Raw genomic sequence first — 24,796 nt, forward strand, 5'->3', positions numbered from 1 at the left:
TGCCCGAAATTCTGATCTGTGCCAGCCTCATACCGTCACAGCGTTGGAGGAGCGTCTGATGAACACCGAATACGATATCATCCAGATCGGCTATGGACCTGTCAGCAAGGTCTCGGCCCTCATTCTTGCGAGAATGGGCTGGAAGGTCGGAATTTTTGAAAGATTCCATGATGTCTACCCCTTGCCGCGCGCCGTCTGCATCGATCACGAAATGTTCCGGATGCTGCATGCCGTCGGGCTGGGCGACATTGCTGACAAAGTGACAGAGCCGTCCCCGGTCTATCGTTGGTTCAACTCCGACTGGAAGGAACTGTTGGCCATCGACTGGACGGATACCTCTGTCTCGGGCGGGCTTGGCACGAATTTCGTCCACCAACCGAGTTTCGAGCGCGAGATGCATGCCGCCGTGGTTGCGACAGAGGGCGTGGACCTGTTCCTAGAGACCGAGTGCATTGCCCTGTCGCAGGATGAAAGCAAGGTGACTGTCACGGTTCGCGACGTAAAAAGCGGCCAGACGCGGGACGTAACCGGCAAATACCTTCTGGGCGTGGACGGGGCGAATTCCTTTGTCCGCGAAAGCCTTGGGATTTCGCGGACTGACAAGGGTTTCGAGGCTGACTGGCTGGTCGTGGACTTTGCCCTCAACGATGGTTTGACCGCGCGGCAACTGGGGCTGGTCGAATGCGGCCAGTTCTGCAACCCGACCCGCCCCACGACCATCGTGCCCGGCGGTACGGACGAAAACGGCCGGGTCTGCCGCAGATGGGAATTCATGCGGCTTCCGCACGAGACCCGAGAAGAGATGAACGAACGCGCCAAGGTTGAAGAACTTCTGGGCGACTGGATAAAGCCGGAACAGGGCGAGTTGGTCCGTCATGCGGTCTATACCTTCCGCTCGTTGATTGCCGATAAGTGGCGCGAGGGGCGGGTGATCCTTGCCGGGGACGCTGCGCACCTGATGCCGCCCTTCATGGGGCAGGGCATGTGCTCGGGCATGCGCGATATTTGGAATCTGGCGTGGAAACTCGATCCCGTTCTCCGAGGTGAGGCTGATCCGGCAATCCTCGATACATACGGGCCCGAACGGTTGCCGCATGTCTCGGACGTCGTGGACATGTCGATCTTCCTAGGTTCGATCATCTGCATCCCGGACCAGGCCGCGGCCGCCGAACGTGACGAGATGTTCCTGTCGGGCAATGCGCCGCCACCTGCCGACTTCCCGATTCTGACCAACGGATTCATCGAAACCGGGGCTGATGGTGCGCCAGTGGGGTCCGCAGGCGATATCGGACCGCATGGTCATGTTCGCCACAAAGGCCGCACAGCCCGGTTCGACGCCTTCGTGGTACCCGGCTTCAACGTCATCTTGTCGCCAGAGGTCGATATAAATGCGATCTCGGCTCGCTCGAGAGCCGTGATCGAGGCCCTCGGCGGACAGATCGTCACGATGCATCCGCGGGAAACAGCCACGGACGACCAGATTGCCGACACCCAGGGCCAGTTCCTGTCGTGGATGGGCGCGCGCGGGATCAAGGCCATCGTCACACGGCCAGATTTTTACCTGTTCGGGGCGGCGGACAGCCTGTCGCGACTGGAGGAAGTGATCGCGGCGCTCGACGCGCAGGCGACACATTATGGGCTGCGGGGGAAGGCGCCCATGAAGGAGGCAGTCGCGGTCTGACAACGCGACGCGGACAAGGGAGGAAACCAATGTCACGCTATTCGAAATCACTCTGGACCCGGCGCAGATTGCTGGGAACCGGCGCGGCTGTGCTGGCAGCGCCGGTCATCGCGCCCCGCCACGCCTGGGCGCGCGGCGACGAGATTCGGCTGGGCTGGGTCAGCCCTACCACCGGCCCGATCGCATCCTTTGGCGCATCGGACGATTATGTGCTGGACGGGGTGCGCAAAGCGATCGGCGAGGGCATCGAAATCAATGGAAAGACCTATCCGGTGCGCATCATCGAAAAGGACAGTCAGTCCAGCCCGAACCGCGCCGCCGAAGTGGCCAGCGAATTGATCCTAGACGACGAGGTGCACCTGATGCTCTCGTCCTCGACTGCCGATACGGTGCTACCGGTTACTGATCAGTGCGAGCTTAACGAAGTGCCATCAGTCTCGACCGACACGCCGTGGGATGCGTTTTTCTTCGCTCGTGGTGGTGACCCTGCGGTTGGCTTCGATTGGACCTACCACTTTTTCTGGGGCGCGGGTCAGATCATCGACTGCTATGCCTCGCTTTGGTCTCAGATCGACACGAACAACCGGGTTGGCCTGCTGCTGTCGAACGACAGCGACGGCGTGGCCATGTCGCACCCCAAGGTCGGCATGGCGGCCATGATGCGCGAACGCGGGCTCGAGGTCATCGACGGCGGCTTGTTTGAGCCGCTCTCGGACGACTATTCGGCCCAGATCGGCAAGATGAAAGACGCTGGTGTGGACATCATCACCGGCGCCTTCTTGCCACCCGACTGGACGACCTTCTGGGTTCAGGCGTCGCAGCAGGGCTTCCGGCCTAAGGCTGCTACCATTGCCAAGGCGATCCTGTTCCCCACGGCTGTCGAGGCGCTAGGCGATCTTGGGCAGGGTGTGTCGTCCGAGGTCTGGTGGTCGCCGGATCACCCCTACAGCTCGGGTCTGACCGGCCAGAGCTCTGCCGAACTGGCCGCGGGGTACGAACAGGCCTCCGGTCGTCAGTGGATCCAGCCGACCGGCTACAAGCACGCGCTGCTTGAGGTCGCGATCGACGTGCTCAAGCGTTGCGACGATCCGATGGACGCAGGCGCGATGATGGAATCGATCAAAGCCACCAATGCCAACACCATAGTTGGCCCCGTTAGCTGGAAGGACGGACCTGTCCCGAATGCTGCCACAACCCCGGTTGTGGGCGGTCAGTGGGTCAAGGGAGAGCAACATCCCTACGACCTGAAAGTTGCCGAGAACAAATATGCACCAGAAATCACGGTGCAGACCGAGTTCAAAGCGCTGAGCTGACTTCGGACACCCGGGCTTCGGCCCGGGTCTTTTCACAATCTCGCGCCCTGGATTGGGCAGGCAGGACGGACGTCATGACGGCGATTACCGGCAAGATCGGCATTACCAAGCGCCCCGGTGAACTGGGTGTGCATTCCATGGACCAGTTCAACATGGTGGTCCCAGACCTCACCAAGGCCGAAACCTTCTACAGGGAATTTGGCCTCGACGTGCGCGAGGAGGGTGAGACCCTCGGTCTTTACACGTTCGGTCACGACCACAGATGGGCGACACTGAAGGAAGGCAACCGCAAGAAGTTCGATCACCTCTCTTTCGCGGTCTTCGAGGAAGACTTCGACGGCATGAAGAAACGGATCGAGGATCAGGGAGTCCAGTTGATGGACGCGCCGCGCGGTATCGACAGCAACGGCATCTGGTTCCGCGACCCCTTCGGCGTGCTGATCGAGGTTAAGGTGGCCGAGAAATCCTCGCCCAATGAAAAAAGCACCTTCACTCAGACTTCCGCCCCTGCGAACGTGGCGGGCGCACCGCTGCGTTCCAAGGTCGACATGGTCCATCCAAGGCGGCTGGCGCATGTGCTGCTGTTCACGCCGGACGTGGCAGAATGCATCCGCTTCTACTGTCGCGTCCTTGGCCTGCGACTGTCGGACCAGTCTGGCGAGGGTGTCTGTTTCTTGCACGGCATCCACGGCTCGGATCACCACATGATCGCCTTTGCCAAGTCCGAAGCGCCGGGCCTTCACCATTGTTCCTGGGATGTCGGCAATATCGACGAGATCGGGCGCGGCGCGATGCATATGGCCGACAAGGGGTTCCAGAAGGGCTGGGGCCTCGGACGGCATGTGCTGGGGTCGAACTACTTCCATTACGTGACCGACCCATGGGGCAGCCACGCAGAGTATTCGGCCGATATCGACTACATCTCGCTGGACGAAGACTGGGAACCCGGGGATCACGCGCCGGAAGACAGCTTCTACCTCTGGGGTCCTGAACTGCCTGCCGATTTCGTCCGGAATTACGAAGCGGACCCCGTGGACTGATCCGCTCGCGCAAGCTGGCTATGCCCTTCGGCGCATGGCCAGCGCCAATCCGATCAACGTCATGCAGACCACCGTCAGAGAGGCAAGCGGGACGATGAAAGCCCCTGTCGCCTCGCGCAGCAGACCAAAGCTAAGCGGGCCCAGCACGCCGCCGATCTCGGCGGCGGAAAAGAAGATGCCCCCTGCAATTCCGACGCGGTCCTTGGGAACGCTCGGCAAGTCCATCAGGATTAGCACGGCGATGGTGTTCATTGTGCCGCGCGCGATACCCTGCAGGATCAGCCCAGCCAGCAGCCCGGGGCCTGTGGTGAGCTGTAACAGCAGGCTGGCGAGCAGTGCGCCCGTCACGATGACGACAAGCATCGACAGCCGCCGCCCCTCGGTCGCGAACCTTGGAAGGGTGATCGCCGCGACGATCCCGACCAGCGTCGGCACGGCCGACAGCACCCCGGCGCGGGCCGGTTCGGTGCCATAGCTGCGCAGGATCGTCGGCAGCCAGTTGTTCAGCGCGTGGTTCACGTAAAAGATCCCGACCGCCATAAGCAGCACGAGGATCACGTCGCGCTGACGCACCATCCGCATGACGGCGCGGCGGTCGAAGGGTTCGGCATTCACCTCGACCTTCGGCAGCCGGGCCAGTGCCGCGCAACCCAGCCAAATCCCGCCGGACAGAAGCGCGCCGACAGACAGCAGGACCATTACGCCGCGCCAGTTCCCGACCAGCGGCACCAGCACCTCGTTTGCAGTCGATAGCATGATGATCGCACCAAGGCTCGGTCCGGTGACGTAGATCCCCATGGCCATCCCTCGGTCAGCCCCAGTGAAGAGCGACGCAATCAGTTTGGGCGCGCCCACGGAAATCAGAGGACCGCCAAGCCCAAAGACACCGACCGCCAGAAGCATCATCGTCGGGCCATCCGCAACAGACCGCAGCAGCCCCGACAGTGCGATGACTACCGTCGCCGCCAGCAGCCCAATGCGCGGCCCGACGCGGTCCAGTAGGATACCGCAGGGGATTGCTGCAGCGACATAGGTCAGAGGCCAAGCCCCCAAGATCGCCCCCATTTGCCCGTTGCCCGCCCCAAGATTCGCGCGGATTTCGGGCAACAGGGGCGCGACGCTCGCGGTCATCATCCCGAACAGAGCGTAAACCAGCCAGACCCCGGCAAGGGCAAACCAGCGGCGTTTGTCGGGGGGCTTCGCGGTCGTCGTTTGCGTCATGGCGCAGAAAGCCCCCTTTTCGCCGAAAAATACATTTTGCATACGGTTGTCTGACTTGATGGCCGTGGGGTCAAGCGTCGGCTTAGTCTGGCTGCCGCAGCCCCCGAGCCGTCTGTCAAATCTGTTGCAGCGGGGTCGAAACCCATGTCTCGGCGCCTGTTTTTCTCAGTATGCGAACAGTTTTGGATTTCTGATTGTTTGATGTCGGGCACCCGATACCGTCGACCTCCTGAACGGATTGGTCGGGTGGCCGCGCCCCTGTGCCAGCTATAAGGCACCGATCCGGAGCAAGATTAGGGAGGATCTCATGCTCACCATTTCTAGAATGACCCGGCGCCGTGTTGCCAAGGGCCTGCTTGGATGCACCGCTGCTGTACTGCTTTCGCTGACGGCGGGGCAGGGCGCACAGGCCAAGGACACGTTACGCTTTACCACCAGTCTGCCGACCCAGGCGTTCATCTACTCCGATATCCTGTCCGTATGGGCGGAACGCGTTGTCGCGGATTCGCAGGGGACGCTAGATATCCAGATGTTCCCGGTCGGCACTCTTGGCCGCGATCCCGCGACGCACCTCGATATGGCGCGTGATGGAGTTGCCGACATCGCCTATTTCATTCCCGGCTACACTCCCGGCGCGATGAACGAAGCCACCATTCTTGAACTGCCCGGATCGGCCCCAAGCGCAACTGTCGGGTCGGTTGCCGCGACCAAGATGGTCGAGGCAGGCCTGTTTCCGGGACAGGGCATGGAGAAGGTCAAGATCCTCGGCATGTTCTCGACTGCACCTACGCTACTGACCACGACGACTAAGGTTGAGTCGCTTGAAGACGTCGCGGGCCTGAAACTCCGTGGCGCAGGTCCGACATTGCTGGCCACAATCGAAGCCATCGGCGCAACGCCGGTCGGCGGCATCACCTCGCCCCAGATCGCCGAGAGCGTGTCGCGGGGGCTGCTGGATGGCTCTGTCAACGAATGGGTCGCGCTGACTATTTTCGGTGTGGCCGAAACCGCGAAATACCATCTCGACGTGAACTTGGGCGCCTCTCCCATCATGGTGGCGATCAACAAGGCCAAGTATGACAGCCTGCCTGAAGAGGCGCGTGCCGCCATCGACAAGCATTCCGGCGAAGCCTTCGCGCGTCTCTGGGGCGAAGAGTTCGATGGCCACATCGAGAAGTTCCGCGGCGCGGCCATGAAGGACGATGAGCGCACCTTCACGACATTGTCGGAAGAAGAGCAGTCGAAATGGGATGCCCGCCTTCAGACCGTGGTCGACAACTGGATCGCGGAGACCCCGAACGGCCAAGCAATCTATGACGCCTTCACCGAAGCCGTCGACGCGGCGTCGCAATAATTTTCCCTTCGGGGCGTTAGGCACATGGCAGGCAACCATAAGGCAGGTGGGGCGTCGGATTACACCGGCGCCCTTTTCCTATGCGGATAACAAATTGACGCTTGTCTGATCCGGCGGGTGACTTGCCATTGAACAGCATACTGCCTATCGCGCATACTTGATACACAGCGCAATGGCGTGCCGCAGGGGTCAAAAGATTGAAAGCAAGCCAGATATATGACCAGCCGGGCTATCTGCTGCGTCGGATGCACCAGATCGCGACCTCGGCTTTTGGGGCGATCAATGCGGATGTCGATCTGACGGCAGTCCAATTCGCGGCGCTTCTGCATATCCGCGACACCCCCGGCATCGACGCCACCCGTCTAGCCGAGGCGATACGTTTCGACCGTACGACCATTGGGCATGTGATCGGGCGGCTAGAGCAGAAGAAGTTGATCATTCGGACGGCAGGCAGCCTCGACAAGCGGACCAAGCAGCTGCGCATCACTTCTACTGGGTCGGACCTTCTGGCGCAGGTCGTGCCGCGCGTTTCAGGGGTTTCCGACCGGATTCTCGCACCGCTCGACAAGGCTGAACAGGAGGAGTTGATCCGCCTGCTGGTGATCCTTGAACGCCACGCGTCCGGCCCCGCACAGGCCGAAGACAGACAGGCGGATAGTTGAGCCGCGCCGCGGTTCAGACAGGTGCGGGGGCGACCGGGGCTCCGGGATCAAGGCGCGTGCCCGCGATCATGACCGCGTCTTCGTCGCAATAGGCCCAGTTTCCCGGCTCAACGCGTATCGCGCCGAACTCGAGCGGAAGACTGCGCTGACCTTCGGTCGCGGTCCAACCGCGTCGGGCGGTAGTCCCGAGGGCCTTCACACCTATATCCACCGCATTGATCTCAAGGCTGTCGCGGATCAGACCATTGATCACGACGCCGGCCCAGCCGTTAGTCGCTGCAATCTTAGCCAGCCGGTCGCCCATGACGCCGATGCGCATGGAGCCGCCAGCATCGACCACCAGAACCCGCCCGTGGCCGGGGGTAGACACTGTGGCTAGCACCGGCGTGTGATCCTCAAAGGTCTTGAGCGTCTCGACCATACCCCAGAAGCTCGCGCGTTTCCCGAAAGACCGGAATTGCAGGGTCGAAACCTGCAGCGCCTCGGGATTGGCGTCGTAAAGATCGGCGGCACAGAAGCGTTGAGGCTCAGGCCGGGTCATGACAATTCTTTCGTTTGAATTTGTGCCGTGTCGGACGGGACCAGCAGGCGACCGCTCACCGTGGCCCAGATCGTCTCGGGCCGATCGGGCAGAATATCGCCGCGCCAGCAGACATGGCCATCCGGACGTACCAGCACATAAGCGCATTCGTAGAGCTTTCGCAGTGCTTCGTCCTTATAGTGTACCGCACGCACCGGTATGCCGAGCGTTTCGCCGACGCCGATAAACCTTTCGACCCCAGCCCCGTCATCTGTGACGACCAGCGTATACCCCCGCCCGAAGTCATCTAGGGTCGAGCGGCCATCGGCAAATTCGTAATGTGGCGCGCGCGATCCGGGGCGGGTCGTTGGAATATAAACCATGTGGTCGTCCGGTCCCTCAAGGCTGCCGTCCTGCACGATGATCGGTGACGCGCGGTACCGATGACCAAGCTGGATGCCGGGGGTGTTGAATTCTCGCAGCCTGAGCGCGAACAGGCGTTCATGCATGGCCCGGCGCGCGGCTTCTCCGGCCTCGCCGTCTTCGTCCAGCAGGGGGTCGGGCTGGATCATCTGGTCCAGCACGCGATTGTTCGCGGCCTCGTTCGTGTTGCGGATGGCGATCGGGCGGCGTTCCGTTTCGTAAGTGTCCAGCAGCGCCTCGGGTGCCCAGCCATCGGTGACTGCGGCGACCTTCCAGCCGAAATCCACCACGTCGCCGAACCCGGTATTCGCGCCGAACCCGCCCTTGGGCCAGCGCAAATGGGCCGCGTCTCCCATGATGAAAGCCCTCCCTTCGCGATAGCGGTCTGCCACGACGCGGTGCCCGGACCAGGGTTGCGCCTGAAGCACCTCGAACGGCAGGTCGTCCCCGATGACCGAGGTCACGACCTCGGCTGGATCAAGCTGTTCGACTTCCTTGGCGTAGATCGACAGGCGCCATTCCTCGGCCCCATCGACCGAGGTGAGGTATGCGCGCCGCTCATCGCTGAGCGTGTGGACTTGCGCCATCTTGTGCCCGAACATCGCGTTCAGGCGGTCGGCCAACCCGGCGCAGCGGAAGTAGGTGGCAAAGTTGTAGCCTTCGCCGAAGGTTCCGACAAAGCGGATGTCCAGCGCCTTCCGCACCGCGCTGCGGCCTCCGTCACAGGCCGCAAGCCATTTGGCGCGGATCACGTAGGCCGTGCCATCGGGCCCGGTTACGGTGCAGTCGACGTGGTCTGCCGTCTGGTCGAAACTATCGAGCCGCGTTTCGTACCGCAGATCGCCGCCCTGATCCTCGGCCGCCTTGCGCAGCATCGGATCGAAGGCCTTCTTCGGATAGAAAAACCCGCCTTCAGGCGAATAGGGATCGGCCTTCGGGGCCTCGGCATTGGACGTTCCGGCGAACAGCGCCAGCGTCTTGCCTCCGATCCGGGTGCAGAAGCCCATGGTTCGGGCCATGTCCTGCGGGAAGGCATCGCCATAGCGGAACTGGTCCGCGATGCCCCAACGGCGCATATGCTCCATCGTGCGGGAAAAGAAGTTCTCGCCCGCCGGGAAATAGACCTTCCCCTCGCCCTGCTCGACGAGGATGTAGTCGACCCCGCGATAGCTCAGCTCGTTCGCGAGGAAGAGCCCGACCGGCCCGCCGCCAATGATAACGACCGTTGTTTCGTCGATCCGTGTCATGCCCATCCCCTCAGCCGCGCCGTTCGCCGCCGGCTTCGCGGTAGAAGCCGAAGGCCTGAAGAACCGGGCGGTCGCTGTAGGAAAACAGCACGGCCTCTCCGTCGGTGCTCCAGTGCTCATGCTCCATCCAAGAGGGTACGACGAAGGTGTCGCCTTCCTGCCAGAGGATTTCCTTGTCGCCGATCAACGACCCGCCGCCGCCTTCGGCCACATGGTAGATCGTGCTGGCGGTGTGCCGGTGTGATTTCGTGTGCTCACCTTTGCGTAGCAATTGCAGGTAGGCAGAAATTGTGGGCAGCGTCGGTCCGCCGTTGTGAGGGTTCACGTACTGCATGATGATCCCGTCATACGGGCTGCCCGCGTCGTCGCGCAGTGCGTGCAGGTTGGCGCGGCTGTCGGTCCAGCGGTAGTTCAGGATCGGCGACTGGTGCGGGTCGGTCGGCTGTTCCCACGCGGGTTTCATGCCGCGACCCCACCGATGCAGGCTGTCTTCGTTGTTGCGATAGATCGGCTGGGTCTGTTTGTTGCCGTCCTGATAATCCTCGAAGAAATTCGCATCCAACAGGTTCACGAAGGGCAGGTCCAACCCGTCGAGCCAGGCCATAGGCTGATCGGACTCATTGCCGTGGTCATGCCATTTCCATGCGGGCGTGGTGACGAAATCGCCCTTCTTCATGATCGTGCGTTCGCCGCCGACCGCCGTATAGGCGCCTTCGCCTTCGATAATAAAGCGGTGCGCGTTCGGCGAGTGCTGGTGGCTGTCGGCGATTTCGCCGGGCATCAGGAACTGGATGCCGCCGAAGATCATGCCGACGGTGCGGGCGCTCTTCTTCTCATAGCTTGGATTAATCAGCATGAGGACCCGGCGCTCTGCCTCCTGTGGGGTGATCAGGTCGCCCCCGCGCAGCATCATCGGCTTGATCTCGTTCCAGCGCCAGATATGCGGGACGGCGGCGACGTTCGGTTCGTGTTGCGCGGCGGCCCCTAGGTTCAGCCAGAGGGGAATGATGCTCATCGCGTCCAGTTCGTTGTGAAACGTGTCGCGCTGTTCCTGCAGGTCGTTCGGGCGGTCGGTGGTGGTGGGCATCAGGTGGCTCCCTTGGCGGTTCGACTTGTGCAGAGACTGATCGAACCGCCGCCCGGCCCCGCCTGCGCCGATAGGCGCGGCCGGACCGCCGATGTTTCGGCGGATGATGTCCTCTCCCTGATTAGACAGTGTGCTGTCAGATAGGGGCGGGTCAATCGTCGCGACCCGACTGTCCGGAGCGCGAACAGATCAGGAGACGCTGATCTCTGTCTTGTACTTGACCTGCTTGAGCGCGAAGCTCGACTTGATGTTGGCCACACCTTCGATGGTCGAGATCTTCTGCACGATAAACCGCTCGACCTCGGAATTGTCCTTCACGAGGATGCGGACCAGATAGTCGCTGTCCCCGGTCATCAGGTAGCATTCCATCACTTCGGGAAAGGCATGCATGCGGGCCTCAAACGCCTCAAGCGCGCGTTCCACCTGCCGCTCTAGCGTGACGTGGATAAAGACGCTGACGCCCAACCCGACGGTCTCGGGATTAACCAGCGCCACGTACCGCCCGATCACGCCCGATTTCTCCATCGCTCGGACCCGCGCAAGACAGGGGGAGGGCGACAGCCCGACACGTTTTGCAAGCTCGACATTGCTTTGTCGGGCGTCGTTCTGAAGCTCTGCCAAGATTCTCTCGTCGATCTTGTCTAGCGTATTTTGCGGCACGATGTGCTCCTTATGGCAGGTATGGCAGCACAAGATGCGGCAATTTTCTGGTAACGACAAGCAATACAGTGACACCTGCGGTCACTCCCTCTGTAAACTGCCGGAAATCACGCGGAGGGGACCCATGTCCGATCAGATCACTCATCTGGATGCAGATCCGGAAGAAACACGGGAATGGCTTGAGGCCTATCAAGCCGTCTCTCAGGTTGGCGGTGGCGAACGCGCAAGCTTTTTGCTGGGCAAGCTGGAAGAGGCGGCGCGCCGCGACGGTGTCTTTGCCGGTGGGGGTCTGCCCTATTCCTCCTATCGCAACACCATCCCGCTGGCCAAACAGGGTGCCTATCCCGGCGATCTGGAGATCGAAACCAAATTGACCGCGATCATGCGCTGGAATGCCTTGGCGATGGTGGTGCGTGCGAACAAGGCCTATGGCGAACTGGGGGGACACATCGCCTCTTACGCCTCAGCTGCGGAGATTTTCGAGACCGGGTTCAACCATTTCTTCCGCGCGGCGGATGAAAATTTCGGTGGCGATCTGGTCTACTACCAGCCGCATTCCGCCCCGGGCGTCTATTCCCGCGCCTTCCTTGAAGGGCGATTAACCGAAGAGCAATTGGCAAACTACCGGCAGGAAACCAAGGGCGGGGGCCTCTGTTCCTATCCGCACCCCTGGCTGATGCCGGATTTCTGGCAGTTCCCGACCGGGTCCATGGGGATCGGCCCGATCAACGCGGTCTATCAGGCGCGGTTCATGCGTTACCTCGAAGGGCGCGGTCTGGCCGAAACGTCCGGGCGGCACGTCTGGGGTGTGTTCGGCGACGGTGAGATGGATGAGCCCGAGTCAATCGCGGGCCTGACGCTGGCGGCGCGCGAAAAGCTCGACAACCTGACCTTCATCATCAACTGCAACCTGCAGCGTCTTGATGGTCCCGTCCGCGGCAACGGGCAGATTATCCAAGAGCTGGAAAGCCTGTTCGTCGGCGCCGGCTGGAACGTGATCAAGGTGCTATGGGGCTCTGAATGGGACAACCTGTTTGGCCGCGACAACGACATGGCGCTGCTGCGTCGTTTTGCCGATACGGTGGATGGTGAATACCAGGATCTTGGGTCCAAGGACGGCGACTATAACCGGAGCAAGTTTTTCGACCGCGACCCGGCGACCCGTGCGCTGGTCGCGCATATGACGGATGCCGAGATCCACGCGCTGAAGCGCGGCGGCCACGACTTCCGCAAACTCTATGCCGCCTTTGCCGCAGCCAAGGCGCACAAGGGTCGTCCGACCGTGATCCTCGCCAAGACCAAGAAGGGTTATGGCATGGGCAATGCGGGCGAAAGCCGCATGACCGCGCACCAGTCCAAGAAGCTGGACATGGAGGCATTGGTGGCCTTCCGCGACCGGTTCAACCTACCCCTGTCCGAGCGTGATCTGGAGGAACTGCGCTTCCTCAAGCCCGCCGCCGACAGTGCTGAGATGAAGTACCTGCATTCCCGGCGCGAGGCGCTTGGTGGCTACATGCCGCAACGCCGCCAAACGACCGAGGAACCGCGCCGCCTGAAGGTGCCCGAGGCCGATAAATACGCCAAATTCGCCGTCGCGGCGGATGGCAAGGAAATGTCGACTACCATGGCCTTTGTCCGGATGCTCGGCGCGCTTCTGAAGGACAAGACCTTCGGCCCGTCCATCGTGCCGATCGTCGCGGACGAGGCGCGGACCTTTGGCATGGACAACCTGTTCCGCCAGATCGGCATCTATGCGCCGGACGGTCAGCTGTACGAGCCTGAAGATGCCGGGTCGATGATGTTCTACAAAGAGGCCAAGGACGGCCAACTGCTCGAAGAAGGCATTACCGAAGCCGGGGCGCTGTCGTCCTGGGCTGCGGCGGGCACCTCTTATTCGATCCACGACACGCCGATGGTGCCGTTCTACATCTATTATTCGATGTTCGGTTTCCAGCGCGTGGGCGATCTGATCTGGGCGGCCGCGGACCAGCGGTCGCGCGGGTTCCTGATCGGGGCCACCGCCGGACGGACGACCCTATCGGGCGAGGGGCTTCAGCATCAGGATGGCACGTCGCATCTGTCCGCGTCGGCGATCCCGAACTGCCGCGCCTATGATCCGGCCTTTGCCGGGGAACTGGCGGTTATCATGGATCACGGCATGCGCCGTATGATGGAAGAGCAGAAGGACGAGTTCTACTACATCACCGTGATGAACGAGAACTACGCCCAGCCCGACCTGAAGACGGGCAGCGAAGAAGACATCATCAAGGGGATGTACCTGTTTGATCAGCGGGGCGATGCGAAGGCGAAGAAACGCATCCGTATGGTCGGGTCGGGCACGATCCTGAACCAGGTGATCGCGGCGGCGGATATTTTGGCAAACGACTATGGCATCGCGTCCGACATCTTCAGCGCGACAAGCTGGAGCGAGCTGGACCGCGATGCGCGCGAAGCAGAACGCGCCAACCGGTTCGGCACCTACACGCGCGAAAGCCATGTTTCGAAACTGTTGGATGGTGACATGCCGGTCATCGCGGCGAGCGACTATGTCCGCGCCGTGCCGGGCCTGATCGCGCCTTATGTCGATGCGCCGATGACAATCCTTGGCACGGACGGGTTCGGGCGGTCCTCGAACCGGGTGAACCTGCGCGACTTTTTCGAGGTCGACGCCAAGAACATCGCGCTCGCGGCGATTGCCGCCATGGTGAAGGCCGGGCATCTGGAGGCGAAGGTTCAGGCCGAGGCGATCAAGAAACTGAATGTGGACACGGGCGCAGCCGCCCCGTGGACCGTGTGAGGTCTGGCATGAGCAACATTATCGAACTGCGTGTCCCGGATATTGGCGACTTCAAGGATGTCGAGATCATCGAGATCCCCATTGGTCCCGGCTATACGATCAGCGCCGACGATACGGTGATCGTGCTGGAAAGCGACAAGGCGACGTTGGATGTCCCCGCTGAGATGGGCGGCAAGATCACCGAGCTGAAGGTCGCCGTGGGCGATACGGTCAGCCAGGGATCCGTGATTGCCATGATCGAGGTGTCGGAGGATGCAGCGGCTACTTCTGCACCTGCGCCATCGACCGAGGCGGTAGCCCTGGCTCCGGCACAATCTACGGCCCCTGAACCTGATGCCCCAAAAGCCGCCCCGACCCCTGCGCCAAGTGCCGCCCCAAGCGCGGCACCAAGTGCGCCGTCGACGGACAGGCTGGCCCATGCGTCCCCCTCCATCCGAAAGATGGCGCGGGAACTGGGGGTTGCGATTGGCGACGTGCCGGGCACTGGTCCACACGGGCGGATCACGCGGGACGATCTGACCAAATTTGTCAAACGGGTCGTGTCCGGTGGCGCGGGCGCGCCCATGGCGGGTCCGGGTGTGGGCGGCGATCTGCCCGCTTGGCCCGAGGTCGATTACGCAGCATTCGGCCCGATCGAGCGTGTGCCGCTAAGCCGGATCCGCAAGATTTCTGGCCCCAGCCTAGCGCGCAACGCCATGGTCATCCCGCATGTCACCAATTTCGAAGAGGCCGACGTCACCGACACCGAAGCCTTCCGCAAGACGGCCAATGCCGACGATCCAGACGCCGCCAAGCTGACCATGCTGGCCTTTGTGGTCAAGGCCTGCGTTTCGGCGTTGAAAGCCTATCCGGAGTTCAACTCTTCGCTCGACGGTTCTGACATCGTGGTCAAGAAGTACCACCATATCGGCGTCGCGGCGGATACGCCCGGCGGGTTGGTCGTGCCGGTGATCCGGGACGCTGACACCAAATCCCTGCGCGAGATCGCGGGCGAGATGAAAGACCTTGCCGGGAAGGCGCGGGCGGGCAAGCTGGGGCCAAAGGACATGCAGGGGGCGACCTTTACCATTTCGTCGCTTGGCGGGATCGGCGGGACCAACTTCACCCCGATCATCAACGCGCCCGAGGTGGCGATCTTTGGCATGACCCGCGCAGCGATCAAACCGGTCTGGGACGGGTCGGCGTTCCAGCCGCGGCTGATCCAGCCGATGAGCCTGAGCTGGGATCACCGCGTCGTCGACGGCGTGGCGGCGGCAAAGTTCCTTGTGCATGTGCGCGACGTCCTGTCGGATTTCCGCCGGATCAGCCTGTGAGGGGATGGCAATGACGTTTCAGGTCAAAGTCCCGGATACGGGCGGAGCAGCCGAAGTGACCGTGGCAGAGATCACGGTCGCGGTCGGAGATACGATCGCGGCTATGGACGAGGTGGCCCTGCTGGAAAGCGACAAGGGGGTGATGGATATTCCCGCTGAAGTTGGCGGTAAGGTCGTGTCTATCGACGTGAAGATCGGCGACGTGGTGACAGCTGGGCAAAGCCTGATGACGCTGGACGCGGTTGCGGAGGAGAAATCCACGCCCGTGCCCGCACCCAAGGCCGAAGCTTCCGCTGCACCGGTGTCTGCACCGGCCGAGGGCGAGGCGCAATTGGTGGTTCTGGGCGGCGGGCCGGGCGGGTATACGGCGGCGTTCCGTGCAGCCGACCTCGGCCTGAACGTGACCCTTATCGATCAGCGGGCGTCCCTTGGCGGGGTCTGTCTGAATGTCGGCTGTATCCCGTCGAAAGCTTTGCTGCATCTGGCGAAGGTCATTGATGAGGCCAAGCACAGCGCCGACGCCGGGATCAGTTTCGGTGCGCCGAAGATCAATCTGGAGGGGGTACGGGCTTTCCGAGACAAGACCACCGGTCGTCTGACCTCGGGTCTTGCGGGGTTGGCCAAGCGGCGGAAGGTTCGCGTCGTGACGGGTCAGGGGCAGTTCATCGGTCCGAATGAGATCGAGGTGACGGGCGCAGAAGGGTCCGAAACGATCCGCTTCCGCAACGCGATCATCGCTTGTGGGTCCGAACCCGTCCGCCTGCCATTCCTGCCGGACGATCCGCGCATCATGGACAGCACCGGCGCACTGGCGCTGGAGGATGTGCCCGAGCGTCTGCTGATCATCGGCGGCGGCATCATCGGGCTTGAGATGGCCGAGGTCTATCACGCCCTTGGCAGCAAGATCACCGTGATCGAGTTCATGGACAAGATCATCCCCGGTGCCGATGCCGACATTACCAAACCGCTGCACAAACGGATTTCGGCGCGCTACGAAGAGGTGCTTTTGAAGACCAAGGTCACCGGCGCGACCGCCACGGATGCGGGGATCGAAGTGAGCTTCGAGACCGGTGGCGAGACACGAACCGCGACCTTCGATCGGGTTCTGGTCGCGACGGGGCGTCGCCCCAACGGCGACCGGATCGGGGCTACTGCGGCGGGGATCACCCCGGACGAGCGGGGCTTTATCTCGGTCGACATGCAGATGCGCACGGCGCAGCCGCATATCTTCGCGGTGGGCGACGTGGTTGGCCAGCCGATGCTGGCGCATAAGGCCGCGCATGAAGGCAAGGTCGCGGCCGAGGTCATCGCCGGAGAGAAGGCCGCCTTTGATCCGCTGGCGATCCCTTCGGTTGCCTATACCGACCCCGAAATCGCCTGGGCCGGGCTGACAGAGACCGAGGCCAAGGCCAAGGGCATCCCTTATGAAAAGGGTGCGTTCCCCTGGGCTGCTTCGGGGCGGGCGCTGTCGATGGGACGCGACGATGGGTTGACGAAAATCCTGATCGATCCCGAGACCAAGCGCGTGATCGGTGGGGCCATGACCGGCCCGAATGCCGGTGAGCTGTTGGCGGAAATCGTCGTCGCGATCGAGATGGGGGCAGTGGCCGAAGACCTTGGCCTTTCGATCCATCCGCATCCGACACTGTCGGAAACCGTAGCCTTTGCGGCGGATGCCTATCTGGGAACATTGACTGACGGATAAGGCCTGCGCTTTATTCGCCCGACAAATTGACCGCCCAGTCCTGATCTTGGACCGGGCGGTTTTTCTTTACATGACCGACGGAAGCCAGAGCGTAACCTGCGGAAAGAGCACAAGGATCAGGATCCGCACGCAATCCGCGAGGAAGAACGCCATGATCCCGCGATAGATCGCCGTCAGCGGTATGTCGGCACGCATCGCGTTCAGAAGCATCACATTGATGCCGATCGGCGGCGTCAGCATGCCGACCCCGATCAGCGCCACGTTCAATATGCCCCACCAGATCGGGTCATACCCAAGCGACAGGATGATCGGCAGCACGAAGGGCAGAGTGACCACGACCGCCGCGACCTCGTCGAAAAAGGCGCCAAGGATGAGATACATCACCACCAGCACGAAGATCACGCCAAGTGGGGGCAGGCCAAGGTTCCGGATCGCGCCCATCATCTCCTGGCTGACGCCACTGATGCTGACGAAGTAGGAAAAGATCATCGCGCCGAAAACGATGATGTAGATCATCACGGTTGCGACGCTGGCCTCGGACAGGACAGCGAGGAAAGTGTCGCGGTTCAGCTTGCCGCGTCCAAGGGCGAAGACAAAGGCAAAAACGACGCCGACGGCGGCTGCTTCGTTCACAGTGAAAAAGCCCGAGTAGATGCCGCCAAGGACGATGATCGCCAGCGTGATCGCGCCCCAGGATTTCCCGATGGCTTTGATACGGGTCCGGAAGGGCAGTTTTTCTGATCCGGGCATGGCAGCGGGGTTGATCCGGGCGACGACCCAAATGGCCGTCAGGTAAAGGACGACTGACAGCAAGGCTGGCAGGATTGCGGCCGAGAACAGTCGCAGCACGGATTCCTCGGTCAGCACGGCGTACAGGATCATGATGCTCGACGGCGGCACGATGATGCCCAAGGTCCCCCCGGCGGCGACGGTTCCGGCGGAGTTACCCTTAGCATAGCCGCGAGAAATCATTTCGGGCAGCGCGACACGACCGAAGGTCGCAGTGGTGGCAACCGAAGAACCGCAGACCGCGCCGAAACCGGCACTCGCCACGATGGTTGTTGCGGCAAGCCCGCCGGGCCGATGTCCTACTAGCGCCTCGGCCGTTTCGAAGATGTCGCGCGCCAGCCCTCCTGTCGCAGCTAGGCTTCCCATGAGCATGAACAGAGGTATGACAGCAAGGTCGAGGTTGGCCATGGTCGCGGCGGGTTCCGACGCCATCAGCTTGATTGCCGGACCCCAGCCGGTGATGGCGGCAAAGCCGGACACGCCCACGACGGCCATGGAAACGCCAATCGGCACGTGCAGAGCGATCAGCCCGAACATGCAGATCAGCCCGATCAGCGCGATAGTCGTCGGATCCATGGTCAAAGCCCTTCGCTTTTGGTGGCGTCCTGCGGCTGGTCAGGGGCAGGTGGACCGCGGTCTTCGATCAGCGCAATCACATCATGGATTACGTTGGAAACCTGAATAACTGTGGCGTAGTAGAGAAAGACGGTCGCGACGCTCCACCACGGCCAGATCGGCCAGGCCAGAACCCAGGTTCGGCGACCGCTGGAATAGACGCCCTCTACGAAGGGGATGAACTCCCACGCCATAACGGCGATGAAGGCAAGGACGATCAGGCTCGCGAAAAGTCGGAGGATATTGTTGACCGTGACGCCAAGTACTGCGCCAAGCACCTCGACCGAGATGTTCTTGCGCCCGGCCAGGTTCGCGGGAATACAGCTGGCGATCACGATCGCCATCACGACCGAGCTTACGTCGTTGACCCCGTGAATGGGCGCGGAAAAGATAGACCGTAGCAGCGCATCGATCGTCGTCATCACGGCCAGCACGAAAAGCCCGGCAAAGCCGATTAACGCCAGCCAATTTGCGCCGCGGCGCAGTGCCATGTCGAAATTGGCCAAGGATCACCCCTCCCCGATGATGTGGCTGGACCATCCCTAGCCGGATTTCCAATGAGATTTCATTCGGATCTTGGATCTGTTCGAGGGGCGAACACCCGCCCCGGATACGAGATCAGCTGGCGACCCGGAACTGTGCGATTTCGGCTGAACTGAGTTTGCCGACCAGATCACGCGAGATTGCATCGACAGTGCGCAGCAGCTTCTCTCGATAAAGCTCGACCGCCTTGTCGAAGCTGAGTGAGCTGGTGGACCAGATAAGTGTCAGACAAGCGAATACTCGGTCCTCGTACCATATAGGGGCCGCGATACTGCCCGTTTCGGGGGTGAAATCCGACTGCCGATAGCCAACACCCAATTGCCGAATCCTGGGCAGGATCGCCTCGATCGCGCCGTCCTTGGTGACGAAGGGGGCCGTGCGACCCGTCATCTCGGTCAGCAGGCCGAGCACGGCGCGGCGTTCGTCTTCGGGCAGGTAGGCCAGATACGCACGGCCCGAGGCGGTTTCGAGCAGGGGCAGCTGCTTGCCGACCATGCCATGATGCACCGAGTAGGGGCTGAGCTGATGGGTGGATTCCCGTACCTCCATATGGTGGCTGCGGAAGGTCACCAGATCCAGCGGCCATAGCACATCACGGCCCAGGTCGATCATGTGTGGCACCGCGACTTGGCAAACCCAGTCTTCCTCCCGGAACCCCGAACTCAGAGATTTGACATGCAGGGTGGGGCGCCACCGGTTCGAGAAGTGATCTTTCGAGACGAGCCCCATGTCTTCCAGCGTCTTTAGCAGACGATAGACAGACGGGCGCGGGATATCGGTCGCCTCGGCGATTTCTCCGGGTTTGGCCCCGTTGAAGCGGTTTACGGCCTGAAGCACGGACACGCCGCGTTCAAGCGCTCTGATTGACGATTCAGAAATAGGTGCCTCCCCTCGCCAATTTCTTCGACTCTGCAATCAGTGTGTATGCTGTCGAATTACGAGTAAAGGTATTTATGCAGTAAGCTGTCAAAAATTGGTGACTACGTCCAGTTCCCTGAATTTTGTGAAACTACATTAATCACAATGAGTTAGTTTGTCCGCGCGGCGCATATTCCGTCGCGATCACATCCTAGAATTCGCCTGCTTTGTTCAACAGGCGGACAAGGCGGAGTTTCCACGGGAACTGAGACGGCGTGACAGGTAGAGGTCAGTCGAGCGTATTCCGTATGTTTCGGCCCTGCCGGGCCGTCAGCGTATGGCAGACACACCCGTGCCATAACTTGCGAGGAGGAGTTAGCACATGTCCATCACGTCACTTGGCTATATCGGTATCAATTCCAAGAAACTCGGAGACTGGGACGGGTTCGCCACCGACCTGCTGGGCATGCAGAAAGTTGACGGCGGCGGCTCTATGGGCCTCTACCGTATGGACGACCGCAAGCAACGCCTGATCGTGACCGGCGAAGGCGAAGAGGACCTGGCCTTCATGGGCTGGGAAGTCGACACGCCGGACGATCTGGATGCCTTGGCCTCTAAGCTCGAGAACCATGGCGTGAAGGTAACCTGGCACGGCGAAGGCCTTGCCGACCAGCGTCATGTCGCCCGGCTCATTTCCTTCTGCGACCCCGACGGCAACCGGCTTGAGGCATTCTGCGGCCCGGAAATCGCGAGCGATCCTTTCCTGTCCGGTCGTCCGATCTCGGGCTTTAAGACTGGCTCTCTTGGTATGGGACACGCGGTTCTGCATGTCGCGGACGTTCAGGGCATCCTGCATTTCTACCGAGATATCTTGGGCTTCAATGTGACCGATTACGGGCTGACGCCTTACCCGCTTTACTTCTTCCACGTGAACGGACGGCACCACAGCTTTGCCATGGTCGGATCAGGTAAGAAGGGCATTCACCACTTCATGGTCGAGCTTCTGTCGCTGGATGACGTGGGCCAAGGCTATGACATCGCGCAAGAGCGCGAAGAGGGCGTGGCCTATTCGCTTGGCCGCCATTCTAACGACCACATGATGAGCTTTTACACCAACACGCCGTCCAAGTTCTTTGTTGAATACGGCTGGGGTGCGCAGATCGTCGATCCCGCCACCTGGGAGCCTTTCGAGACGCACGAAGGCCCTTCCACCTGGGGTCACGAGCGTCTTTATTTGCCCGAGGACGATAAGGTCCGGAACAAGATGCGCGAGATGCGGCACAACAATGCCAAGACAGGCTTCCGCGCGCCAGACCCGCAGCCGAACTGCGCATGGCTTGACCGCATCGTTCACAGCGAATGATCGCTGACTGATACCAACCAAATTAAAGGAGGCCGACTCATGCGGATCGCTTCTTATGTTCTTCCGGACGGAACGGGATCTTATGGCCGTGTCGACGGTGACACCATCGTGGATGCAGGTGGACTGCGCGGCCAGTACGCCGATCTGAGAGCGCTGATCGCGGCGGATGCGCTCGACGCGCTTGAATCGGCCAGTGGTGAAACGCTGGCTGTGTCGGACGTCACGATGCTGCCCACGATCCCAAACGCGGACAAGATCATCTGCATTGGCCTCAACTACCTTGGTCACATCAAGGAAACTGGCCGCGACCGGCCAGAGTACCCCTCGATGTTTACCCGCTACGGGTCGTCCATCGTAGGTCATGACCAGCCGCTTGTCCGGCCGACTGTGTCCGACAAATTCGATTTCGAGGGCGAATTCACCGTTATCATCGGGAAGCCCGGCCGACACATTCCCAAAGACAAAGCTTACGAGCATGTGGCGGGTTACACCTGCTTCAATGACGGATCGATCCGGGACTACCAGCGTCACACGACGCAGTTCTGGGGCGGCAAGAACTTTTGGCGATCCGGTTCCATGGGGCCTTGGATGGTGACCTCGGACGAACTGGGCGATCCGACTAAGCCGCGCATGGTCACCCGCCTGAACGGCGAGGTCATGCAGGACACCTCTGTCGGTGATCTAGCCTTCGATATTCCCGATCTGATTGCCTACATTTCGACGATCATCGACTTGGCACCGGGCGACATCATTGCCACCGGCACACCCAGTGGCGTTGGCAACTTCCGGGACCCGAAGGTCTTTATGAAACCGGGCGACACCATCGAGGTCGAGATAGAGGGGATCGGAACCCTGACGAACTCGATCATCGACGAAAGCTGATACCAAAAAGGCGGGAGAGACCCCATGAAAGCGTTGTACACCGACGTCGCTGTGATTGGCGGAGGCCCTGTCGGGCTGAGCACGGCAAATCTACTGGGCCTGCTTGGAATCGACTGCCAACTTTACGAGCAGAACCCCACAACGTCGTTCCACCCGCGCGGCCACGTTGTGAACACCCGCACGATGGAAATTCTGCGAACGGCGGGGATTGCTGAGGCCGTCGATGAAGTCTCGCTCCCGCTGGAACGTCATGCAGGGATCGGATTCGTCACCAGCCTTGCGGGGGACGAGATCGGGGTGATCGAAACGCGAAGCGATCCGGAATGGGCCCGGATCGAGCAATCGCAAAGCCCTGTGTTCAAACGTTCGTGCCCGCAGGACAGGCTTGAACCCGTGCTGCGCGACCATGCCGAGGCGCTGAAAGGCGTGGGCGTCAATTTCGGCCATACGGTGACGCAGGTTAGGCAGGATGCCGACGGCGTGACGCTCGACTGGACCGACAGCGAGGGCCAGAGCGGCCAGACACGGGCGAAGTACCTCGTCGCGGCGGACGGCCCGCGTAGCAAGACACGTGACGCGGTCGGTATCGGGATGGAAGGGCGGTCCATCGGGCAGCAGATCGGTATCTACTTCCACGCTGACCTGTGGGCTTATGTCGAGAAGCGGCCCTATCTGCTGTGGTGGATATACAATGCACGGACTTCGGGGGTCCTGATCTCTCTCGATGGTCGCCACCGCTGGACTTACAATTTCGGTTATCGCGAGGATCAGTCCCGCGACGAGTTCACCGAAGAGCGGTGCCTTGAGATCCTGCGCGCGGCCATCGGTGACGCGGATGTCCCGATTGAGATCAAGAACATCATGCCATGGCGGATGCAGGCGCGGATTGCCGACCGGATGTCGTCGGGCCGTGTTTTCATCGCCGGGGATGCCGCACATCCGTTGCCGCCGACGGGCGGGCAGGGGATGAACACCGGCGTGGCCGACGTGCACAACCTTGTCTGGAAACTGGATCTGGTGCTGAAGGGACTGGCCCCCGCCAGCCTGCTGGACAGCTACAGCGAGGAACGCCTGCCCGTTGCCCGGTTCAACGTCGAACAAAGCGAACGTAACGCGATGGCGATGGCCAAGCGCGGCCTTTCGGGCATCATGGCAAATGACAACGACCTTTTGGCCCATCTCGAAGGGCCAGAAGGTGCCGAGAACCGCGCGCGGCTGGCCGAGGGGATCCCCGAACAGCGCGAACATTTCGACTATCCCGGCCAGACCTTCGGCTTCTTCTACGACTCCGGTCTGATCACGCCGGACGGCACGCCGGAGCCGGAATTTTCGGTCAAGACCTACACGCCGACCGCCCGCTCGGGTCATCGCGCGCCGCATATGGTGGTTTCGGTTGGGGGCAAGGAAACCTCGCTGCTCGACCTTTTCAGATATGAGGGTTTCACCCTGCTGACCGGACCGGATGGCGAAGCTTGGAAAGCCGCAGTTGATCCAAAGAGAGCCGTGACCTGCTACACGATTGGCCGCGAGATCGAGGTCAATACAAAGGCATGGTGTGATCTTTATGGCGTTACCGCAGAAGGCGCGGTTCTGGTCCGGCCCGATGGGCATGTCGCTTGGCGGTGTGCCCGGGCCGGGGACCCGTCGGTGCTGCGCGATGCATTGGCGCGGGCCGTCGGAGGGACGCCGCAGGACATCAAAGCAAAGGAAGAAGTGGCAGATAATGCAAATCCCTGAAACGCAGACCGCCGTAATCATTAGCGAAGCCGGCGGGCCAGAGGTTCTGGTTCCCGCTGAGGTGCCGGTTGAGGCACCGGGCAAAGGGCAGGTCCTGATCAAGGTCGCCGCCGCCGGGATCAACCGCCACGACGTGCATCAGCGCTCTGCCGGACGGCATGCTGACGGAAAGGCCATTCCGGGGCTGGAGGTCAGCGGGACGGTTGTGGTGATTGGCCCTGATGTTGCAGGTCTGGCTGAAGGTGACCGGGTGATGGCGCTGGTACAGGGCGGGGGCTATGGCCAGTACGTCGTTGCCAATGCCGCGCTTGTCATGCCCGCACCCGAAGCCCTGTCGGACATCGAGGCCGCGGGCTTTCCCGAAGCAGCCTTCACCACATGGTGGAACTTTTTCCATCTGATGTCGCTGCGCGAGGACCAGTTCGCTCTGTTTCACGGCGGCACCAGCGGTGTGGGTCATATCGCGCTTCAGGCTATGTCGGCACTTGGCTATCGGGTCATCGCGACGGCGGGCAGTGACGAAAAGGTCGAGGCCTGCAAGGGCTTTGGCGCATTTGCCGCGTTTTCTTACAAGGATGCCGATCTGGCCGACAAGGTCATGAATGTGACGGACGGTGCAGGGATTTCCGCGCTGCTCGACGTCTCGGCTGGGGCGCATCTTGAGCAGGATTTGAAGATGATGGCACCCGATGGCCAGATCGCGCATCTGTCGGGCGGCGGCGGTGCTGCACTGAACATTCCGCTGCGCGATTTGATGGCGAAACGGGTCAAGATCACCGGGTCGCTGCTGCGTCCGCTGCCGCTCGACCGAAAAGCCGCCGTGGCCGAGACTATCCGCAAGGAAGTCTGGCCGCTGCTAGGCACCAAGGTGCGCCCGACCATCGCGCAAGAGTTTGATTTCCGGGATGCCGCCGGTGCGCATCGCGCCATGGAAGCCAACAACCATATTGGTAAGATCATGCTCAAGGTTTTGCACGACTGAGAGG

Annotated in this window: 20 protein-coding genes; 12 read left to right on the plus strand and 8 right to left on the minus strand. The window is 61.5% G+C overall.

The genetic code is table 11. The features are described 5' to 3' along the window. Positions 1-58: 58 nt before the first annotated feature. The 3 genes from ACI3GR_RS15185 to ACI3GR_RS15195 all read left to right on the plus strand — a co-directional run bounded on the left by ACI3GR_RS15185 (position 59) and on the right by ACI3GR_RS15195 (position 4,034). Positions 59-1,681 carry a bifunctional 3-(3-hydroxy-phenyl)propionate/3-hydroxycinnamic acid hydroxylase gene (locus tag ACI3GR_RS15185; RefSeq protein WP_407495691.1) on the plus strand — a complete coding sequence of 541 codons (1,623 nt, stop codon included), beginning with the start codon at positions 59-61 and terminating at the stop codon, positions 1,679-1,681. A gap of 29 nt (positions 1,682-1,710) precedes the next feature. Then, entirely contained in the window at positions 1,711-2,994 is a 1,284-nt protein-coding gene (locus tag ACI3GR_RS15190) for an ABC transporter substrate-binding protein (RefSeq protein ID WP_407495693.1), read from the plus strand. A gap of 74 nt (positions 2,995-3,068) precedes the next feature. Next, entirely contained in the window at positions 3,069-4,034 is a 966-nt protein-coding gene (locus ACI3GR_RS15195) for a VOC family protein (protein WP_407495695.1), read from the plus strand. An 18-nt stretch (positions 4,035-4,052) separates the two neighbouring features. Here the strand turns inward: ACI3GR_RS15195 and ACI3GR_RS15200 are convergent, their stop codons facing one another. Continuing rightward, positions 4,053-5,255, minus strand: a complete 1,203-nt coding sequence (locus ACI3GR_RS15200) for an MFS transporter (RefSeq protein WP_407495697.1) — start codon at positions 5,253-5,255, stop codon at positions 4,053-4,055. A 307-nt stretch (positions 5,256-5,562) separates the two neighbouring features. Here ACI3GR_RS15200 and ACI3GR_RS15205 point away from each other — a divergent pair, with 307 nt between their 5' ends. Both ACI3GR_RS15205 and ACI3GR_RS15210 read left to right on the plus strand, forming a co-directional pair. Next, positions 5,563-6,609, plus strand: a complete 1,047-nt coding sequence (locus tag ACI3GR_RS15205; protein ID WP_407495699.1) for a TRAP transporter substrate-binding protein — start codon at positions 5,563-5,565, stop codon at positions 6,607-6,609. 197 nt (positions 6,610-6,806) lie between these two features. Beyond that, positions 6,807-7,271 carry a MarR family winged helix-turn-helix transcriptional regulator gene (locus tag ACI3GR_RS15210; protein WP_407495701.1) on the plus strand — a complete coding sequence of 155 codons (465 nt, stop codon included), beginning with the start codon at positions 6,807-6,809 and terminating at the stop codon, positions 7,269-7,271. 13 nt (positions 7,272-7,284) lie between these two features. On the opposite strand, the gene rraA is transcribed toward ACI3GR_RS15210, so the two are convergent. The 4 genes from rraA to ACI3GR_RS15230 all read right to left on the minus strand — a co-directional run bounded on the left by rraA (position 7,285) and on the right by ACI3GR_RS15230 (position 11,208). Then, the gene (gene rraA, locus ACI3GR_RS15215; RefSeq protein WP_407495702.1) at positions 7,285-7,812 is read right to left on the minus strand and encodes a ribonuclease E activity regulator RraA; all 528 of its coding nucleotides are present in this window, start codon (positions 7,810-7,812) and stop codon (positions 7,285-7,287) included. Beyond that, on the minus strand, positions 7,809-9,461 hold the full coding sequence (locus ACI3GR_RS15220; RefSeq protein ID WP_407495703.1) for an FAD-dependent monooxygenase: 1,653 nt from the start codon (positions 9,459-9,461) through the stop codon (positions 7,809-7,811). The genes rraA and ACI3GR_RS15220 overlap by 4 nt, the downstream gene beginning before the upstream one ends. Positions 9,462-9,471: 10 nt before the next feature. After that, positions 9,472-10,548, minus strand: a complete 1,077-nt coding sequence (locus tag ACI3GR_RS15225; RefSeq protein ID WP_407495705.1) for a cupin domain-containing protein — start codon at positions 10,546-10,548, stop codon at positions 9,472-9,474. A 189-nt stretch (positions 10,549-10,737) separates the two neighbouring features. After that, positions 10,738-11,208 (minus strand): Lrp/AsnC family transcriptional regulator, encoded by a 471-nt coding sequence (locus ACI3GR_RS15230; RefSeq protein WP_407495706.1) that lies wholly within the window; start codon positions 11,206-11,208, stop codon positions 10,738-10,740. A gap of 124 nt (positions 11,209-11,332) precedes the next feature. Here ACI3GR_RS15230 and mdeB point away from each other — a divergent pair, with 124 nt between their 5' ends. From mdeB to lpdA, 3 genes are read left to right on the plus strand one after another with little or no spacing between them, the layout of a single operon-like run. Further along, a complete protein-coding gene (mdeB, locus tag ACI3GR_RS15235; RefSeq protein ID WP_407495708.1) occupies positions 11,333-14,005 on the plus strand; it encodes an alpha-ketoglutarate dehydrogenase in 2,673 nt (890 codons plus the stop codon). Between the two features lie 8 nt (positions 14,006-14,013). Then, a complete protein-coding gene (locus tag ACI3GR_RS15240) occupies positions 14,014-15,318 on the plus strand; it encodes a 2-oxo acid dehydrogenase subunit E2 (RefSeq protein WP_407495709.1) in 1,305 nt (434 codons plus the stop codon). A 10-nt stretch (positions 15,319-15,328) separates the two neighbouring features. Further along, a complete protein-coding gene (gene lpdA, locus ACI3GR_RS15245) occupies positions 15,329-17,023 on the plus strand; it encodes a dihydrolipoyl dehydrogenase (protein WP_407495711.1) in 1,695 nt (564 codons plus the stop codon). 66 nt (positions 17,024-17,089) lie between these two features. Here the strand turns inward: lpdA and ACI3GR_RS15250 are convergent, their stop codons facing one another. From ACI3GR_RS15250 to ACI3GR_RS15260, 3 genes are all read right to left on the minus strand, one after another. Continuing rightward, positions 17,090-18,388 carry a TRAP transporter large permease gene (locus ACI3GR_RS15250; protein WP_407495713.1) on the minus strand — a complete coding sequence of 433 codons (1,299 nt, stop codon included), beginning with the start codon at positions 18,386-18,388 and terminating at the stop codon, positions 17,090-17,092. 2 nt (positions 18,389-18,390) lie between these two features. Beyond that, positions 18,391-18,933: a TRAP transporter small permease gene (locus ACI3GR_RS15255; RefSeq protein ID WP_407495714.1), complete on the minus strand. Its 543-nt coding sequence runs from the start codon at positions 18,931-18,933 to the stop codon at positions 18,391-18,393. Between the two features lie 112 nt (positions 18,934-19,045). Continuing rightward, on the minus strand, positions 19,046-19,885 hold the full coding sequence (locus ACI3GR_RS15260; protein WP_407495715.1) for an IclR family transcriptional regulator domain-containing protein: 840 nt from the start codon (positions 19,883-19,885) through the stop codon (positions 19,046-19,048). Positions 19,886-20,210: 325 nt separating this feature from the next. Here ACI3GR_RS15260 and ACI3GR_RS15265 point away from each other — a divergent pair, with 325 nt between their 5' ends. The 4 genes from ACI3GR_RS15265 to ACI3GR_RS15280 are packed head-to-tail and all read left to right on the plus strand — an operon-like array spanning position 20,211 to position 24,792. Then, complete coding sequence (locus tag ACI3GR_RS15265) at positions 20,211-21,191, plus strand: VOC family protein (RefSeq protein WP_407495717.1); 981 nt, start codon at positions 20,211-20,213, stop codon at positions 21,189-21,191. Between the two features lie 39 nt (positions 21,192-21,230). After that, entirely contained in the window at positions 21,231-22,073 is an 843-nt protein-coding gene (locus ACI3GR_RS15270; RefSeq protein ID WP_407495719.1) for a fumarylacetoacetate hydrolase family protein, read from the plus strand. Positions 22,074-22,097: 24 nt separating this feature from the next. Next, positions 22,098-23,810: an FAD-dependent monooxygenase gene (locus tag ACI3GR_RS15275; protein ID WP_407495721.1), complete on the plus strand. Its 1,713-nt coding sequence runs from the start codon at positions 22,098-22,100 to the stop codon at positions 23,808-23,810. Beyond that, the gene (locus ACI3GR_RS15280) at positions 23,797-24,792 is read left to right on the plus strand and encodes an NAD(P)H-quinone oxidoreductase (protein WP_407495722.1); all 996 of its coding nucleotides are present in this window, start codon (positions 23,797-23,799) and stop codon (positions 24,790-24,792) included. Before ACI3GR_RS15275 ends, ACI3GR_RS15280 begins: the two co-directional genes overlap by 14 nt. Positions 24,793-24,796 lie beyond the last annotated feature (4 nt).

The organism is Pseudooceanicola aestuariicola, assembly GCF_045763785.1.
GTDB lineage: Bacteria > Pseudomonadota > Alphaproteobacteria > Rhodobacterales > Rhodobacteraceae > Pseudooceanicola.

What these genes read in the sequence shown, in the direction of transcription:
- ACI3GR_RS15185 (WP_407495691.1), top strand. Translation starts at nt 59, where the DNA reads ATGAACACCGAATACGATATCATCCAGATCGGCTATGGACCTGTCAGC.
- ACI3GR_RS15190 (WP_407495693.1), top strand. Translation starts at nt 1,711, where the DNA reads ATGTCACGCTATTCGAAATCACTCTGGACCCGGCGCAGATTGCTGGGA.
- ACI3GR_RS15195 (WP_407495695.1), top strand. Translation starts at nt 3,069, where the DNA reads ATGACGGCGATTACCGGCAAGATCGGCATTACCAAGCGCCCCGGTGAA.
- ACI3GR_RS15200 (WP_407495697.1), bottom strand. Translation starts at nt 5,255, where the DNA reads ATGACGCAAACGACGACCGCGAAGCCCCCCGACAAACGCCGCTGGTTT.
- ACI3GR_RS15205 (WP_407495699.1), top strand. Translation starts at nt 5,563, where the DNA reads ATGCTCACCATTTCTAGAATGACCCGGCGCCGTGTTGCCAAGGGCCTG.
- rraA (WP_407495702.1), bottom strand. Translation starts at nt 7,812, where the DNA reads ATGACCCGGCCTGAGCCTCAACGCTTCTGTGCCGCCGATCTTTACGAC.
- ACI3GR_RS15220 (WP_407495703.1), bottom strand. Translation starts at nt 9,461, where the DNA reads ATGACACGGATCGACGAAACAACGGTCGTTATCATTGGCGGCGGGCCG.
- ACI3GR_RS15225 (WP_407495705.1), bottom strand. Translation starts at nt 10,548, where the DNA reads ATGCCCACCACCACCGACCGCCCGAACGACCTGCAGGAACAGCGCGAC.
- mdeB (WP_407495708.1), top strand. Translation starts at nt 11,333, where the DNA reads ATGTCCGATCAGATCACTCATCTGGATGCAGATCCGGAAGAAACACGG.
- ACI3GR_RS15240 (WP_407495709.1), top strand. Translation starts at nt 14,014, where the DNA reads ATGAGCAACATTATCGAACTGCGTGTCCCGGATATTGGCGACTTCAAG.
- lpdA (WP_407495711.1), top strand. Translation starts at nt 15,329, where the DNA reads ATGACGTTTCAGGTCAAAGTCCCGGATACGGGCGGAGCAGCCGAAGTG.
- ACI3GR_RS15250 (WP_407495713.1), bottom strand. Translation starts at nt 18,388, where the DNA reads ATGGATCCGACGACTATCGCGCTGATCGGGCTGATCTGCATGTTCGGG.
- ACI3GR_RS15265 (WP_407495717.1), top strand. Translation starts at nt 20,211, where the DNA reads ATGTCCATCACGTCACTTGGCTATATCGGTATCAATTCCAAGAAACTC.
- ACI3GR_RS15270 (WP_407495719.1), top strand. Translation starts at nt 21,231, where the DNA reads ATGCGGATCGCTTCTTATGTTCTTCCGGACGGAACGGGATCTTATGGC.
- ACI3GR_RS15275 (WP_407495721.1), top strand. Translation starts at nt 22,098, where the DNA reads ATGAAAGCGTTGTACACCGACGTCGCTGTGATTGGCGGAGGCCCTGTC.
- ACI3GR_RS15280 (WP_407495722.1), top strand. Translation starts at nt 23,797, where the DNA reads ATGCAAATCCCTGAAACGCAGACCGCCGTAATCATTAGCGAAGCCGGC.